This window comes from Microbacterium foliorum (assembly GCF_006385575.1).
GTDB classification, from domain to species: Bacteria; Actinomycetota; Actinomycetes; order Actinomycetales; family Microbacteriaceae; genus Microbacterium; species Microbacterium foliorum_B.
Window position 1 is genome coordinate 143,984 of sequence record NZ_CP041040.1, and the last position, 14,224, is coordinate 158,207.

The following is a 14,224-nucleotide window of genomic DNA, read 5'->3' on the forward strand; positions in this document are numbered from 1 at the left end:
GAACTCGTAGAACCGATAGCGGACGCCGCCGGAAGGCCACCGCTGTAGGCGTGACGCTCGCCATCGCAGCGGGACTGCTCACACCCATCGCCATTGCGAATGTGGCCCAGGCAGCGACCGAACTGTTGGTCGACTCCCTCGGTCTCGAGGCTGCTGCAGGCTCTCTCACAGACGGCATATGCGAGTCCACCGTCGGAACGTGCACTCTGCGCGCGGCCATCCAGGAATCCAACGCCATGAACGGCGCCCCCGGTGAGGTGAAGATCGGGGTCGACCCCGACTTCGCGGGTGGAAACATCGCGATCACGAACACCGCCGCCAACCGGATGGTGAGCACGAACCTCTACGCGGCGAACGGTGCGGTAGCCGGTGGCGTCGGTGGAGACAGCGGCGCCAGCTACGAGGTCACCGCGCCGGTCACGATCGATCTGGAACACAAGATCACTGTCCATCCCGCAGGAGCAGGCGACCTCGCACTCGTCCCGTTCCACCTCAACGGGCCCGACATCATCCTTCGTGCCGTCGACGATGTCTGGGGAGGCGAGACCTCCATCTACATCGGACCGATGGCCAAGCGCGTCACCCTCGACGAGATCGAGATTCAGACGGGGACCTACTACCCCGAGCGCTTCTTCGTCGTGCGAGGGGGAGCCGAAGAGATCACGGTCTCGAACTCCACGATCGGCGGCTTCGCCTCCAACGAGAGGGATTGGAACTGGGGCGTGGTCGACGGGACCAGTGCGTCGTTCCCCGTCAAGGGGCTGACTGTCACCGGCAACACCTTCGTCGCCGGCGACGCATCCGGCGCCTGCAACGGAAGCACGGCCGCGGGATGCACCTCGACGCCGGTCGACGCCTATGAGCAGCACATCACGGACCTCGAGTTCACCGACAACGTCGTGCCGAACATCAACCGCTCCTCCTCCTCTGAGGCTCGCGCCCTCGACCTCCGGTACGCCACCGTGGGAGAGCTGAAGGTCAGCGGCAACGCGTTCACCGCCCCCTACTACCGCGCTCGGCAGGCGGTGGTCGACCTGGCATACGCCACCCTCGACAGCTTCGAGATCATCGGCAACGACTTCACGCAGATGTCGGGCAACGGCGATGTCGACGACTCTGCGGCGGCGATCGTGCTGCCCACGGACAGGCGCATCGGCTCCGCCGGCACGATCGCAGACAACCAGTTCGTCGCGACCGGAACCATGAACACCCAGGCCGTCTACTGGGACGGTCTCGAGCCGCCCGACTCCGCGACGAACCTCGCCGACTCGCGCGTCTCGATCGTGGACAACCACTTCGACGGATTCTCGACCAGCACCTCCCGTTCCGGCATCCGGATGACTCAGACCGGCGTGGTCGAGATCGCTCGCAACACGTTCGGCGCTCGGTCCGGAAGCCAGGCCAACACCGTCCTCGAGGAGTTCACCGGCAACGGCTCTGTCGCGGCGACCCTCGTCAGCAACATGAACGCGTCCGCGAACGCGAAGCTGAACACGTGGTGGCCGACCGCGCGCACCAGTGCGAACGTCCAGACCACTCCGATCGTCGCAACCGAGTGCACGGTGCCGCTGGAAGTGGCCCCGCCCGCCGATGCGGTCAACACCACCGACTACACCGCAGGGCGCTATCCCGCCGTGCCCGTCGCGCTCGACGTCTACTGGACTCAGGGCAACGACGCGGAGGTCTACCTCGGCCGCTACGACGTCGCCGCCGACGAACGCCAGACGCTGCAGGTCGCTCTGCCCATGCCCGGTGACGAGCTGCTCGAGACGAACAACGGCGTCGGCCCCGTCGACCCGATCTCGGGAGCGGTGACGGGAGCCCTGCGGGTGCAGACGATCGAACCGGGCACGGGCGCCGCTTCGCAGTACTCGCGAGTCGCAGTCATCGACGGCAGCTGCCGTCCGGTGCTCACCATCGCGCAGGCCACCACGCAGAACGAAGAGACGCACGCCCGCGACCTGCACTTCACGCTCACCTCGTCGATGCAGCTCGACACGTCGACGGTGGCCAGCGATGACTTCGTCCTCGAGGCGACGAGCGCCACGTCCGAGGGACTCGACGGTGTCATCGCCGGCATCAGCACCATCGACCCCGGCAGGCTCAACCCCCGTATCGTCTCGGTCACGGAGGTCGCCGGAAGCTCGGGAACGCAGTTCGATGTGGTCGTCCGCGTCGACGACACCGCGCAGGTGACCGTGACCATCGGCGAAGGTACTGTCGCCATCCCCACGGGGCTTGCGAACATCAGTGCAGCGACCACCGGGAACGAGCGCGCCACCGACAACGTCGTGACGTTCGTGAACCCCATCTCCGCTCAGCCGAGCAAGTTCACGGTCGTGACCGGCGACGAACGGGGCAAGAACTTCACCTACATGCTGGCGGCCGGTGCGCCCGCTCCGACCGAGCAGCTGAAGTTCACGACGAGCATCAGCCAGCCCGCTGGAACGCCCGAGCTGTCGCTGAGCACACCGGCGCCGGTGATCAACGGCGGAGCGTCGCAGACGACTGCCATCGTGGTGACCGCTGCCGCGGGCGACGCGGAGGCCGGTACGAAGACGACGATCGCGGCGACCGTGGCGAGCGGCGACACCAACTACGACGGTCTGCTCGTGCCGGATGTGACCCCGTACCTCTACGCCACCGACCCGGTGATCAACATCGCGAAGCGCGCGTACATCGACGTCGTCGATTCGTCCTCCGTGGCGCAGATCGAGGCCACAGGTACGCCCGCTCCGCGCGACAGCCGACTCACCGACGGACAGCCCGTGTGCTTCGTCTACACCGTCAGCAACACCTGTGTAGACGACTGGGTCACGGTTCTCCGCGACATCCAGGTCAGGGACTCTGACGAGCGGCTCGGCGATGCCGGATTCATCGGCACCGTCCCGTCGCTGGCAAGCGGTGACTCCGTGAAGCTGTTCTCCTGCGTGTCGCTCATCCCCGAGGACACCACGGCAGGCGGCCCGATCGCAGAGTCAGGTGAGGCCCCGTGACGACGCGCGAAAGACGCAGACGGAGCCTTCGGCGACCGGGCTTCGCGGTCGCGGCCCCCCTCGTGGTCGGAGTGCTCATCGCCGGCGGATCGGCAGTAGGGACGTATGCCCTGTGGTCGGCCAGTACGTCGGCCAGCCTCGGCGACATCACCGGTGGCAACCTCCGGCTCGTCTCGATGGATACCACCTGGAGTCAGGTCTCTCCGGGAACCGACAACCCGGAGGAGCTCCCGCTCACCGGTACGCCCACGGACTTCCGGGTGATGCCCGGAGACGTCATCACGATCACCCAGAACGTCGAGTCGTACCTCCAGGGGGACAACCTCAACGCGGGGCTCGCGGTCGACTACGCGAACGGGAGCGACGCCGCTCAGGACGTCGAGGACGGACTGATCGCGCTGTCGTTCCACATCGAGAACGAGGAGGGCGTTCAGGTCGCGCCAGAAAGCGGATCCGCTCCCTTCGGCACGACTCTCGCGATCGGCGGCCTGACCGGCACCGATCAAGGTGTCACGGATGACTGGAAGGTCGTCATCTCTGCAGAGATCCTCGGCGACTACGACTGGGTCGACGGTGAGTCCCTCGACGACGCACCCGCCCAGTGGGCAGCCGGGAACATCGTCATCTCGCTCGAGCAGCTTCGCGAGGGATCCGGCTATGTCGAGGGAGGCAACCCATGAGTCGCAAGACCGACCGCGTGGCCGCAGAGCTGCGCAGGCGCGACCGCGGTCGCGCATACGCAAAAGCCGTGATCGGCGGGCTCGCTCTGGGAGCTCTCGCTGCCTCCACTGTTCCGGCGGCATACGCGCTGTGGGCGATGGATGACTCCGTCGGCATCCCTGCGTTCAACCTCGGGCGGGTCGCCTTCGCGGCGGCGCCGACCGACGGCTCGACAGGCCTCGTCTACAGCAAGGACGGCGCCTCTGTCGAGCTCACCCTTCCGGGCGCGAAGGTGGCTGAGGTTCTCGGCCAGACGGGGCCCGACGCGGCGCCGATCATCTGGACGTTCGATGCCACCGGATGGGCCGACGGCATCACCGGCCTCGTCTACGACGTGTCCGTCACCTCGCAGGTGGCAGGCGACGGCTCGGTGCATGACTTGAGCACCGGGGTCGGGGAAGAGAACACACTTCTCAAGTACTCCACCCTCAAGGTGTATCCCGCTGACGCCGGAGGCGGCTGCGCAGATGTGCCGGCGACTCCCGAAGCGGCCGAAGGGGAACTGCGGAAGAACGTTGTGGTGTTCGAGGCTCAGGAGCATGAGCTCCAGGCGCCGGGCGCCGGAACCAGCGGCGGATCGAGTCAGACGTGGTGCGCGGCGATGTCCTTCATCAACGCGCCCGATGGCAGTTATGTCAATGATGCGTACGCGCAGGGGACCGCCGAGGACGGCAAGGCCTACGGGGCTCTGGACACGTGGAACACGTCTGTCAGCTTCCCGCCCTCGTTGCCGTTGCTGGGCACCTACCTCAACGAGGCCGAAGCCACCGGCGTCGCCGAAGACCAGACGCGACCGCGCGACGTGGATGTCTGGAGTGCGGCGCTGTACCCGGACCCGAGCAACGAGCCGGACATCACGATCGTCCTCGACCCCGCAGTGACCAACCTCAACGCGGCAGTGCCGCAGCCCAGCGATCACTTCGCGACAACGACTTCGAACGAGTAGCACCGTTCGGCACAGACCTCGACGACTACCTGGGCGTCGGGTGAACCAGTCCCTTGTAGAGGGGCTACAAGCAGAAAGAGAAACATGGACAACCACGCATCAACCATCGTTGTCACGGAGGAGCGTAAGCGTCGCCGCGGACTGGTTTGGGTCGGGCTGGGTACGGTCGCGCTCCTTGCGGGGGGCTCGACGTTCGCGCTCTGGAGCGCCAACGACGTCTTCGCCGGCGGCGAGATCACGGCCGGTGACCTCAACCTCGTGCAGACCGCCGACACCTCGTTCTACGACGTGTCCGCCGACCGATCTGACGCGACCGACACCCTCCCGGGCACCGACGGCACTCAGCTCGGCCACCTGATCGACGACGCCTCCTGGCGCGCCGTCCCGGGTGACAAGGTCGCCGCGGCGTTCTCCGCAGACGTCACGCTCGAGGGCGACAACCTCGTCGGCAGGCTCTCCGTCGCCGGTCTGGACGCCATGATCGACGGCAACGCATCCATGACCTGGTCTTACGAGGTCTACAACGAGGGCGCACTGCTCGTCTCCGAGACCGCGGTCCCCGCGGACAGCAGCCTGTTCTACCTGTCTGCACCCGCAACCGGTCAGGCTGACGGCGTCGACGACGGCGCTCCCATGGTCGCCACCGCAGGTGGCACTGCAGCGTCGACCGTCTTCCAGATGACGGATGCCTCTGAGGACGTCACCGTGGTCCTCTACGGCACGTTCGACAGCACCGCCGGTGACGACGGCAAGGCCACTGTCGCGGCGGACGGCAGCTACTCGGATCAGACCGACGCAGCCACGGGTACCCGCGAGGATGCCCTGACCGTCGACACCCTCGCCGAGCTGAAGCTGCAGCTCGACCAGGTCCGCGACACGGGTTCGCAGTTCAAGTAAGCAGTTCCGAGCAGTGGGGCACCCGCGTCAGCGGGTGCCCCACGTCAAGGAGAAGAAAGTGCCTCGCAACCGAATCAGATCTCCCCGGACCCGGCCCGGCGCCGGCCTCCGTCTGGCTCGGGTGCCGGGCTCGCTCTGGCAGGCGCTCGGTGCCGTCCTGGGGGCGATCGCAGCTGGCGTCATCATCGTCGTCATCGCGACTCTGTTCCTCGTCCCTCGCATCCTCGGGGGAGACAGCCTCACCGTGCTCACCGGTTCGATGGAGCCCGGCCTCGGGCCCGGCGACGTCGTCGCGGTGCGGGGGATCGCCCCGGAGGAGGTCTGCGAAGACGTCTCGATCGGCGACATCGTGACCTACTACCCCACCCCGAACGACCCGGCACTCATCACCCACCGTGTCATCGCCAAGACTGTCGGCAACTACGAGGACGGCACTTCCTGTCGACTCATCCTGCAGGGCGACGCCAACTCGGCCCCCGACGAGCCCGTCTCTCCCGAGCAGGTGCGTGGCCTGTTCATGTACGGCATTCCCGCCGTGGGCTGGGCGCGGAGCTGGGTCGAGGACAACAAGATCCTCGTGTTCTCGATCTTCGCCCTCGTGGCAGCGGGGGTCTACGCACTCGATCGGGCACGCCCGCGAACGCGCGTTCGCGCCATAGCAGGGGCGCTGACTGCGCCGGATACGGCTCCGCCGTCTCCTGACGGGAACCGCGAGCCCGGCGCTGACGCGTCGCTCCGGGCACGAGAACTGGACCTTCGTGAGCGAGAGCTTGCTCTTCGTGAGCGCGAGATCGCGCTTCTGGAACAGAAATTTCACTCAACTGCAACCGCTTCAACGTCTCCGTGAGAGGAACACCCATGAGTGCCTATATCGACGTCTCCGGCGACAGCTACTCTCTGAGGCAGCCATCGCGACTGGCGCGCGGCGCGCGATTCCTCGGCGCCATCGCCCTGGTGCTCGCTGTCCTCATCGCGCTGGGGTTGTCCATGGCCCCCGCCAGCGCCACCGTCTTCGGGACTCGCACTCCGACGGAGGAAGCTCCCGGCGGGGCTGCCGGGGCCGAGACCTACGCCACGGGAACCGCCGGCATCACATCGAGCAACGCCACCCAGGCTGACCTGGTCTCGGGCCGCTGGGATGGGCATACGGTTCACCTGGACTGGCGAGGCTCCGAATACGCGACTGCCCAGGCGAGCTTCGTGGGCGAGCGTCTGGTGTCGCCAGGAGACCACGTCTCTCGAACCCTGCATGTTCGCAACGACGGCCCGTCCGACGGCGTCATGGCTGTCGGTCTCGTGCTGGCGGAGACCGTGCCCGCCCTGGCCGCCAACCCGGAACTCGGCGACCACGTCACGCTTTTCTGGGACATCGCCGGCGTGAGCGGCTCAGCGCCGTTCTCCGATCTGCTCGCGCTCGACGACGGACGCCCCGAACTCGTGCAGGTGCAGGTGCCGCGCGATACGGATGTTCCCGTGACGGTCGGCTTCGACGTGCCGGCGGCTCTGACCACTCAGATGAGCGCGAATGCTGAATCGACCGAGCTGCTGTTCGACGTCGTGGTCCAGCTCGAGGGTGACTCGAGCACGACACCCCCGATCCTTGCGGCGACGGGCGGCAGCGCGGCGATCGCCGCGGCGCTCGTGGCTCTCGCGCTCGGCATCGCTGCGACAGGGCTGCTCCTGCTGGCCGCTCGCCGTCGCCGTTGCGACGGGTGTGATGACGCGATCGGACGAGGCGCACCCTGGGTCGCTCGGCGCACCGCATCCGGTGATCGAGAGACGCTGTGCATCGGATGCGCACCTGCGCCCCTTCGCGCCGCCCTTGCCCTGCCGGCCTAGGACCAAGTCGGTTCGGGACGGGCCGTCGAACGGGGCGGGCACGTGCCTTGCCTTGCCTCGTTCTGGCTCGCCGGCTCGGGCGCTCCTAGTCTTGAGGGGTGGACTTCCCCTATAGCCGCCTGCGCCGCCGGCCCGACGTCGAGGCCGATAACCTCCAGGCCTACGACGCGACCGATCTGCTGCTCGTCGAGCGCGCGCTGTCGCTCGGGGTTGATGGGCGAGAGATCGCGGTCATCGGCGACGAGTACGGTGCGATCACGCTCGCGCTGACCTCGGCCGGACTCGACGGCATACGCGTGCACCAGGACCTGGCGACGGGGCGTCGCGCGCTCGTCCGCAATGCGGCGGAGCTCGATCTCACCGGATTCTCGTCGCACGAGCTCGATGCGACTCTGCTCGACGGTGCACGACTCGTGCTGCTGCAGCTGCCCAAGGCGCTCGCAGAGCTCGAGGAGATCGCGGATGCCGTGGCACGCTGGGCCGCGCCCGATGTCGTGCTCGTCGCGGGCGGTCGTGTGAAGCACATGACGATCGCGCAGAACGAGGTGCTCGGGCGCAGCTTCATGCAGGTGCAGGCCGAGCGCGCGGAGCGCAAGTCGCGGCTGGTCGTGGCATCCGCTCCCCGGCCGGTGCCGGCAGAGCCGCCGTTCCCTGTGACGGCGCGGCACGACGGCCTGGTGCTCGTCGCGCACGGCGGTGCCTTCGCGGGGGCGCGCCTCGACATCGGCACGCGCGTGCTGCTCGAGGTGCTCGGCCTCGCCGGTTCACAACTCAGCACGGATGAGCCGGAACGGACGGAGAATGCCCATGAATCGGCCGATGCGGCCGATTCATGCTGCGTTGTGAACGGCGAAGAGTCGAGCCCCGCCCCGGTCGTGGTCGATCTGGGCTGTGGCACCGGCGCACTCGCCGCCACATATGCCCTCGCGCACCCCGACGCGCGCGTGATCGCGACCGACCGATCCGCCGCAGCCGTTGCTTCGGCACAGGCCACCGTCGCCGTGAACGGTGTCGCCGAACGCGTCACGGTCATGCACGACGACGCGGGTTCGGAGCTCGCCGACGCGAGTGCCGACATCGTGCTGCTCAACCCGCCGTTCCACCTCGGCAGCAGTGTGCACACCGGAGCCGCGACCCGTCTGTTCGAGGCCGCCGCCCGCGTCCTCCGCCCCGGCGGCGAGCTGTTCACGGTCTTCAACTCGTCACTCGGCTACCGCGCCGAGCTGACCCGGCTCATCGGCGCGACCGAACAGGTGCATCGCACTCCGAAGTTCACGGTGACGCGCAGCATCCGTCGCTGACCGCATCCGCGCCACGCCCGACCGCGCACGCGCGTCCGAAACCCGCGCAATCCCCCGGTCAGCCGCCGAAACTGAACGCCGATAGAATTGCCGGATTTGCCCCTGACCGGCCATTTCGTTACGTTGGTTGATGGGCCTGACGGCCCGAAGACCAGTCCGCGATCACGTCCTTCTTTCGAATGTGCTGTGCTGCGAAGAGGCGTGGACGTACGGTCGATGCTCTATCGCGGTGGATCCGAAATCCGCCGTCCGCGCCGCCACAGCACCATGTCGAAACGGCCGGGAGGATCACCCGGGCGTAACCGAAGCAGGCTCAGCCCCCGAAGCCGAGCCGCAGGGGAAACGTGTCCGAAATCGCTCTTGAAGCGCGCAATCTGTACAAGGTGTTCGGGAAGAATCCGAGCAGTGCCGTCCGTCGACTGAAGGCCGGTGAGAGCAGATCCGAGGTCGGCGACGCAGGAACCGCCGCCGTCATCGACGCCAGTTTCACCGTGAACCGGGGCGAGATCTTCGTGATCATGGGCCTCTCGGGCTCCGGCAAATCCACCATCATCCGCATGCTCAACGGGCTGCACGAGGCGACAGACGGATCCGTCGTCGTGAACGGCGACCCGATCACGGGCATCCCGTCGTCGCGACTGCGTGAGATCCGCCGCGATCGCATCTCGATGGTGTTCCAGCACTTCGCACTGCTGCCGCACCGCACGGTCGCCGCGAACGTCGCGTACCCGCTCGAGCTCAAGGGCGTCGGCAAGGACGAGCGGCTGAAGAAGGCCGACGAGATCCTCTCGCTCGTGGGTCTCGAAGGGCAGGCCGACAAGCTGCCGTCCGAGCTGTCGGGCGGAATGCAGCAGCGCGTGGGCATCGCCCGTGCGCTCGCCGCCGATTCCGACATCCTGCTCATGGACGAGGCGTTCAGCGCCCTCGACCCGCTGATCCGCCGCGAGATGCAGGAGCAGCTGCTCGAACTACAGGAGAAGCTGCAGAAGACGATCGTCTTCATCACCCACGACCTCAATGAGGCGATGTTCCTCGGCGACCGCATCGCCGTGATGCGCGACGGTCGCATCGTGCAGATCGGCACGCCGGAGGACATCCTGATGGACCCGGCCAACGACTACGTCGAGCAGTTCGTGCAGGATGTCGACCGCGCCCGCGTGCTCACGGCCGCGAACGTCATGGAGCGCCCGCGCCCCGTCGTCGCCGACACCGCCGGTCCGCGCACGGCGCTGCGCCAGATGCGCGACGCGTTCATGTCGGCCACCTACGTCACGGGTCGCGATCGCAAGCTGCTCGGCATCGTCACCGACCGGGATGCCGTCAAGCTGGTGCGTCAGGGCGTGTCGACGCTCGAGTCGATCATCAAGCCGGTGCCTCAGAGCGTGAGCGAGGACGAGGTCCTCATGAACCTCTTCATCCCGTCGGTGGAGTCGCCGCTGCCGCTGGCAGTGGTGGATGCCGCGGGGCGCCTGACCGGCGTGATCCCGCGCATCACCCTGCTGGCCGCCCTGGGCCCCGGCCCCGGAGCCACCGGCGAGCTCACCCTGCCGCTGCTGCCGATGCCGCAGGCCGAGATCGATGCCGTGCTCGACGACGGATGGACCGCCGACCCGCCGGTCGCTGAGCGAGGAGCGCAGCACCGAGACGAAACGCAGCAGACGACAGAGGAGGTGCGCTGATGGATGGTTTCCGCATTCCCCTCGGCAGCTGGATCGCGACAGGGGTCGACTGGATCAAGACGAACCTCGACGGCCTGCTCGACGTCATCTCGTTCGTCGTCAGCTTCCTGGTCGACGGGCTCACCCGCGCGCTGCTGAGCCCGCACTTCGTCGTCATCATCGTGATCGCCGCGTTCATCGCGTGGCTCGTGCGTTCGTGGCAGCTCGCGATCGGCACGGTCATCTCATTCGTGCTCATCGTGGCCATGGGCCTGTGGGTGCCGGCGATGCAGACGCTCGCCCTGGTGCTCGTCGCCGCGGTGATCGCTGTGCTGATCGCGGTGCCGCTCGGCATCTGGTCTGCCCGCAACGCCACCGTGCGTGCGGTGCTCAAGCCCGTGCTCGACTTCATGCAGACCATGCCGGCGTTCGTCTACCTGATTCCGGCGATCGTGTTCTTCAGCATCGGTGTGGTTCCCGGACTCGTCGCGACCGTGATCTTCGCGCTGCCCCCCGGTGTGCGACTGACCGAGCTCGGCATCCGCGGAGTCGACTCCGAGACCGTCGAGGCGGGCCAGGCGTTCGGCGCCAAGCCGGGTCAGATCCTGCGCGGCATCCAGCTTCCGCTCGCGATGCCGACCATTCTCGCCGGCGTCAACCAGGTCATCATGCTCGCGCTGTCGATGGCGGTCATCGCCGGTATGGCGGGTGCTGACGGCCTCGGAAAGATCGTCGTCGAGGCGATCTCGACCATCAACATCGCCAAGGGCGTCGAGGCGGGTCTGGGCGTCGTGCTCATCGCCGTCTTCCTCGACCGCGTCACGGCAGCGCTCGGCGACCTGGGCAGCAACCGCTCGTCGCTGCTCGGCCTGCTGGCGCGTCGTCGCACGCAGAAGCGCCTCGCCGCGGCATCCGCATCGGCATCGGCATCGGCCGACGCTCCGGCATCCGCTCCCGCATCGGCTGAGGCAGCCGATGCGAAGGATGCCGCAGACGCGGCCGAGCGACTGAAGGAATCCCCACGTCGCACCGCCGTCGGCGGTGGCGTGCACTGACTCATCCCTCCCACAAGAGAACACGCAACACAGCAGTACACAGCAACACAGCACATACATACGGAACGAGAGAGATACACATGAAGAAGAAGCTCCTGACCATCGCGGCGATCGGCGCCGCAGCGACCCTGACCCTGGCCGGATGCAGCGGTGACGGCACCGGCGGCACCGGTGGCGGCTCGGGCGGCGGCGACACCGGATCGGGCGACAAGGGCACGATCACGCTGGGCTTCCTGCCCTCGTGGACCGACGGCCTGAGCACCGCCTACCTGCTGCAGGATCAGCTCGAGAAGATCGGCTACACGGTCGAGATGAAGACGCTGACCGAGGCGGGCCCGCTGTACACCGGACTCGCTCAGGGTGACGTCGACATCTACCCGTCGGCCTGGCCCGAGCTCACTCACGCCGAGTACATGAAGACCTACGGCGATGACATCGAAGACCTCGGCGCGTACTACGAGAACGCCAAGCTGACGCTCGCGGTTCCCGAGTACTCCGACCTGAACTCGATCGAGGATCTCGCGGGCAAGGGCGCCGAGCTCGACGGCAAGATCTTCGGCATCGAGCCGGGCGCCGGCCTCACGGCGCAGACCCAGAAGATGATGCCCGAGTACGGTCTCGACGGCGAGTACGAGCTCGTCACCTCGTCGACCGCGGCGATGCTCACCGAGCTGAAGTCCGCGACCGACAAGCAGGAGGACATCGTCGTGACGCTGTGGCGTCCGTTCTGGGCCAACGACGCCTTCCCCGTGAAGGACCTCGAAGACCCCAAGGGCGCCATGGGCGAGGCCGAGGCCCTGCACTTCCTCGGCACGAAGGGCTTCGCCGAGGAGTACCCCGAGGCGGCTGAGCTGATCGAGCAGATCAAGCTCGACGACGCGCAGTACGGCTCGCTCGAAGACATGGTCGTGAACGAGTTCGGCGAGGGCAAGGAAGCGGATGCCGTCGACGCGTGGCTCGAAGAGCACGGCGACGACTTCGACTGGGTCGTCACCGAGTAAGACAGCACTCAGCTGACCCGACCCCTCGGTCGTTGAGCGAAGACGACGGAGTCGACTGAGACGAAACGCGGTACCGATCGTGCATCGGTGCCGCGTTTCGTCTCGCTCGGCTTCGCCGGGCTCGCTCGACGAGCGCCTACGGGTGGCGACGAAGGCGGTGGCGCAACCCCCTCCGCGGCGTGGTGCCGCGAGCGTAGCCTGTGCTCGTGGACGGGTTCGCGGCGGTCGACTTCGGGTTCGCTCGCGAGGTCCTGCAGCGGGGCATCGCGGCGCTGTATCTCGTCGCGTTCCTCTCGACCCTGAATCAGTTCCGTGCGCTCCTCGGCGAGCACGGACTGCTGCCGGCGCCGGTGCTGCTGGACTGGATCGGCGAGAAGAGCGAGCGGCGGCGGATGCTGCATCCGACCCTCTTCCTCCGCATCCGATACTCCGATCGGCGACTCGCGCTGCTCTGTGGGGCAGGGATCGTCGTGTCGGCGCTGCTCGTGATCGGCGTCCCGCAGTGGGGGCCGCCGTGGGTGCCGATGCTGTGCTTCCTCGCGCTGTGGTTCGGATACATGTCGGTGGTCAGCATCGGTCAGACCTTCTATTCGTTCGGCTGGGAGATGCTGCTGCTCGAGGCGGGGTTCCTGGCCGCGTTCCTCGGCTCGAACGACCAGCCGCCGCCGACCGTCGTGATCGTGCTGTTCTGGTGGCTGCTGTTCCGGGTCGAGTTCGGCGCCGGCATGATCAAGATCCGTGGCGGGCAGGAGTGGCGCGACCTCACGGCCCTGACCTATCACCACGAGACGCAGCCGATGCCGGGTCCGCTCAGCCGTCAGGCGCATCTGCTGCCCCGGTGGTTCCACCGCGGCGAGGTCGTCGGCAACCACTTCGCGCAGCTGGTGGTGCCCTTCTTCGTGTTCGCGCCGCTGCTGTCGGCGTGGGTTCCCGGGCCGGTGCCGCAGATCATCGGGGCTGTGGCCGCCGTCATCGTGATCGCGACGCAGGTGTGGCTCGTCGCCACCGGCAACTTCGCGTGGCTGAACTGGGTGACGATCGTCATCGCCTTCTCGGCGATCGGGATGCCGGTCGGCGAGCGAGCGGATCCGGACGGGACTCTCTGGCCCGGCATCCCGTTGTACTGGTTCGTGATCACCACCGCCGTGGGACTGCTCGTCGTGACACTGAGCTGGCCGTCCCTGCGCAATCTGTTCGCGCACCGTCAGCTGATGAACGCGAGCTTCAACAGGTGGCAGATCGGCAATGCCTACGGAGCGTTCGGCACCGTGACCAAGGAGCGCATCGAGATCGTGGTCGAGGGGTCGGTCGACGACGACGGGCTGCTGTGGCGTGAGTACGAGTTCAAGGGAAAGCCGGGTGATGTGCGCCGCGTCCCCCGCCAGTTCGCCCCGTACCACCTGCGACTCGACTGGCTGATGTGGTTCCTGCCTGTCGGGCGCTCACTCGACGACTGGTTCACGGTGTTCCTGCTGCGGCTGCTCGAGGCGGATGCCCCGACGCTCGCCCTGCTGCGCACCGACCCGTTCGACGGCGAGCAGCCTCGATGGGTGCGAGCGGTGTCGTATCGCTACCGCTTCGCGACGCGGACCGAGCGGCGCTCCGACGGTGTGGTGTGGGTGCGCACCCGGCGGCGCATCGTGCTGGGGCCGCTCGGGTTGAAGTAGGCCGGGTGGCGGCCTCTTCTGTCGGCATCCGTCACTCTGGCTCACGTCTTCGGGAGGAGAACTGCTCTTCGGGCGGAGCTTCCGCGCTGATTCCTCCTCCCGAGGCGCAGTTCTCCTCCCCCGGGGGCGTCCCAGACCCGGCGC

Annotated in this window: 11 protein-coding genes; all 11 read left to right on the forward strand. The window is 67.4% G+C overall.

Annotated elements, in window-relative coordinates; all coding sequences use genetic code 11:
- The first annotated feature begins 50 nt into the window (after positions 1-50).
- The 11 genes from FIV50_RS00730 to FIV50_RS00780 all read left to right on the forward strand — a co-directional run bounded on the left by FIV50_RS00730 (position 51) and on the right by FIV50_RS00780 (position 14,080).
- Positions 51-2,996, forward strand: a complete 2,946-nt coding sequence (locus tag FIV50_RS00730) for a hypothetical protein (protein ID WP_140035753.1) — start codon at positions 51-53, stop codon at positions 2,994-2,996.
- Positions 2,993-3,676 carry an alternate-type signal peptide domain-containing protein gene (locus FIV50_RS00735; protein WP_140035754.1) on the forward strand — a complete coding sequence of 228 codons (684 nt, stop codon included), beginning with the start codon at positions 2,993-2,995 and terminating at the stop codon, positions 3,674-3,676. Before FIV50_RS00730 ends, FIV50_RS00735 begins: the two co-directional genes overlap by 4 nt.
- Positions 3,673-4,662 carry a hypothetical protein gene (locus FIV50_RS00740; RefSeq protein ID WP_140035755.1) on the forward strand — a complete coding sequence of 330 codons (990 nt, stop codon included), beginning with the start codon at positions 3,673-3,675 and terminating at the stop codon, positions 4,660-4,662. Before FIV50_RS00735 ends, FIV50_RS00740 begins: the two co-directional genes overlap by 4 nt.
- Before the next feature lie 84 nt (positions 4,663-4,746).
- Positions 4,747-5,559: a SipW-dependent-type signal peptide-containing protein gene (locus FIV50_RS00745; RefSeq protein WP_140035756.1), complete on the forward strand. Its 813-nt coding sequence runs from the start codon at positions 4,747-4,749 to the stop codon at positions 5,557-5,559.
- 58 nt (positions 5,560-5,617) lie between these two features.
- Positions 5,618-6,406 (forward strand): signal peptidase I, encoded by a 789-nt coding sequence (locus tag FIV50_RS00750; RefSeq protein WP_181164280.1) that lies wholly within the window; start codon positions 5,618-5,620, stop codon positions 6,404-6,406.
- A gap of 11 nt (positions 6,407-6,417) precedes the next feature.
- Positions 6,418-7,398 (forward strand): hypothetical protein, encoded by a 981-nt coding sequence (locus FIV50_RS00755; protein ID WP_140035758.1) that lies wholly within the window; start codon positions 6,418-6,420, stop codon positions 7,396-7,398.
- A 98-nt stretch (positions 7,399-7,496) separates the two neighbouring features.
- Positions 7,497-8,699, forward strand: coding sequence for a class I SAM-dependent methyltransferase (locus tag FIV50_RS00760; RefSeq protein WP_140035759.1), 1,203 nt, complete (start codon positions 7,497-7,499; stop codon positions 8,697-8,699).
- 344 nt (positions 8,700-9,043) lie between these two features.
- Positions 9,044-10,378: a quaternary amine ABC transporter ATP-binding protein gene (locus FIV50_RS00765; protein WP_258184353.1), complete on the forward strand. Its 1,335-nt coding sequence runs from the start codon at positions 9,044-9,046 to the stop codon at positions 10,376-10,378.
- Positions 10,378-11,412 carry an ABC transporter permease gene (locus FIV50_RS00770; RefSeq protein WP_140035760.1) on the forward strand — a complete coding sequence of 345 codons (1,035 nt, stop codon included), beginning with the start codon at positions 10,378-10,380 and terminating at the stop codon, positions 11,410-11,412. Before FIV50_RS00765 ends, FIV50_RS00770 begins: the two co-directional genes overlap by 1 nt.
- Before the next feature lie 80 nt (positions 11,413-11,492).
- Positions 11,493-12,413, forward strand: a complete 921-nt coding sequence (locus tag FIV50_RS00775) for a glycine betaine ABC transporter substrate-binding protein (RefSeq protein WP_140035761.1) — start codon at positions 11,493-11,495, stop codon at positions 12,411-12,413.
- Positions 12,414-12,619: 206 nt separating this feature from the next.
- Entirely contained in the window at positions 12,620-14,080 is a 1,461-nt protein-coding gene (locus tag FIV50_RS00780; RefSeq protein ID WP_140035762.1) for a lipase maturation factor family protein, read from the forward strand.
- Positions 14,081-14,224: the final 144 nt, after the last annotated feature.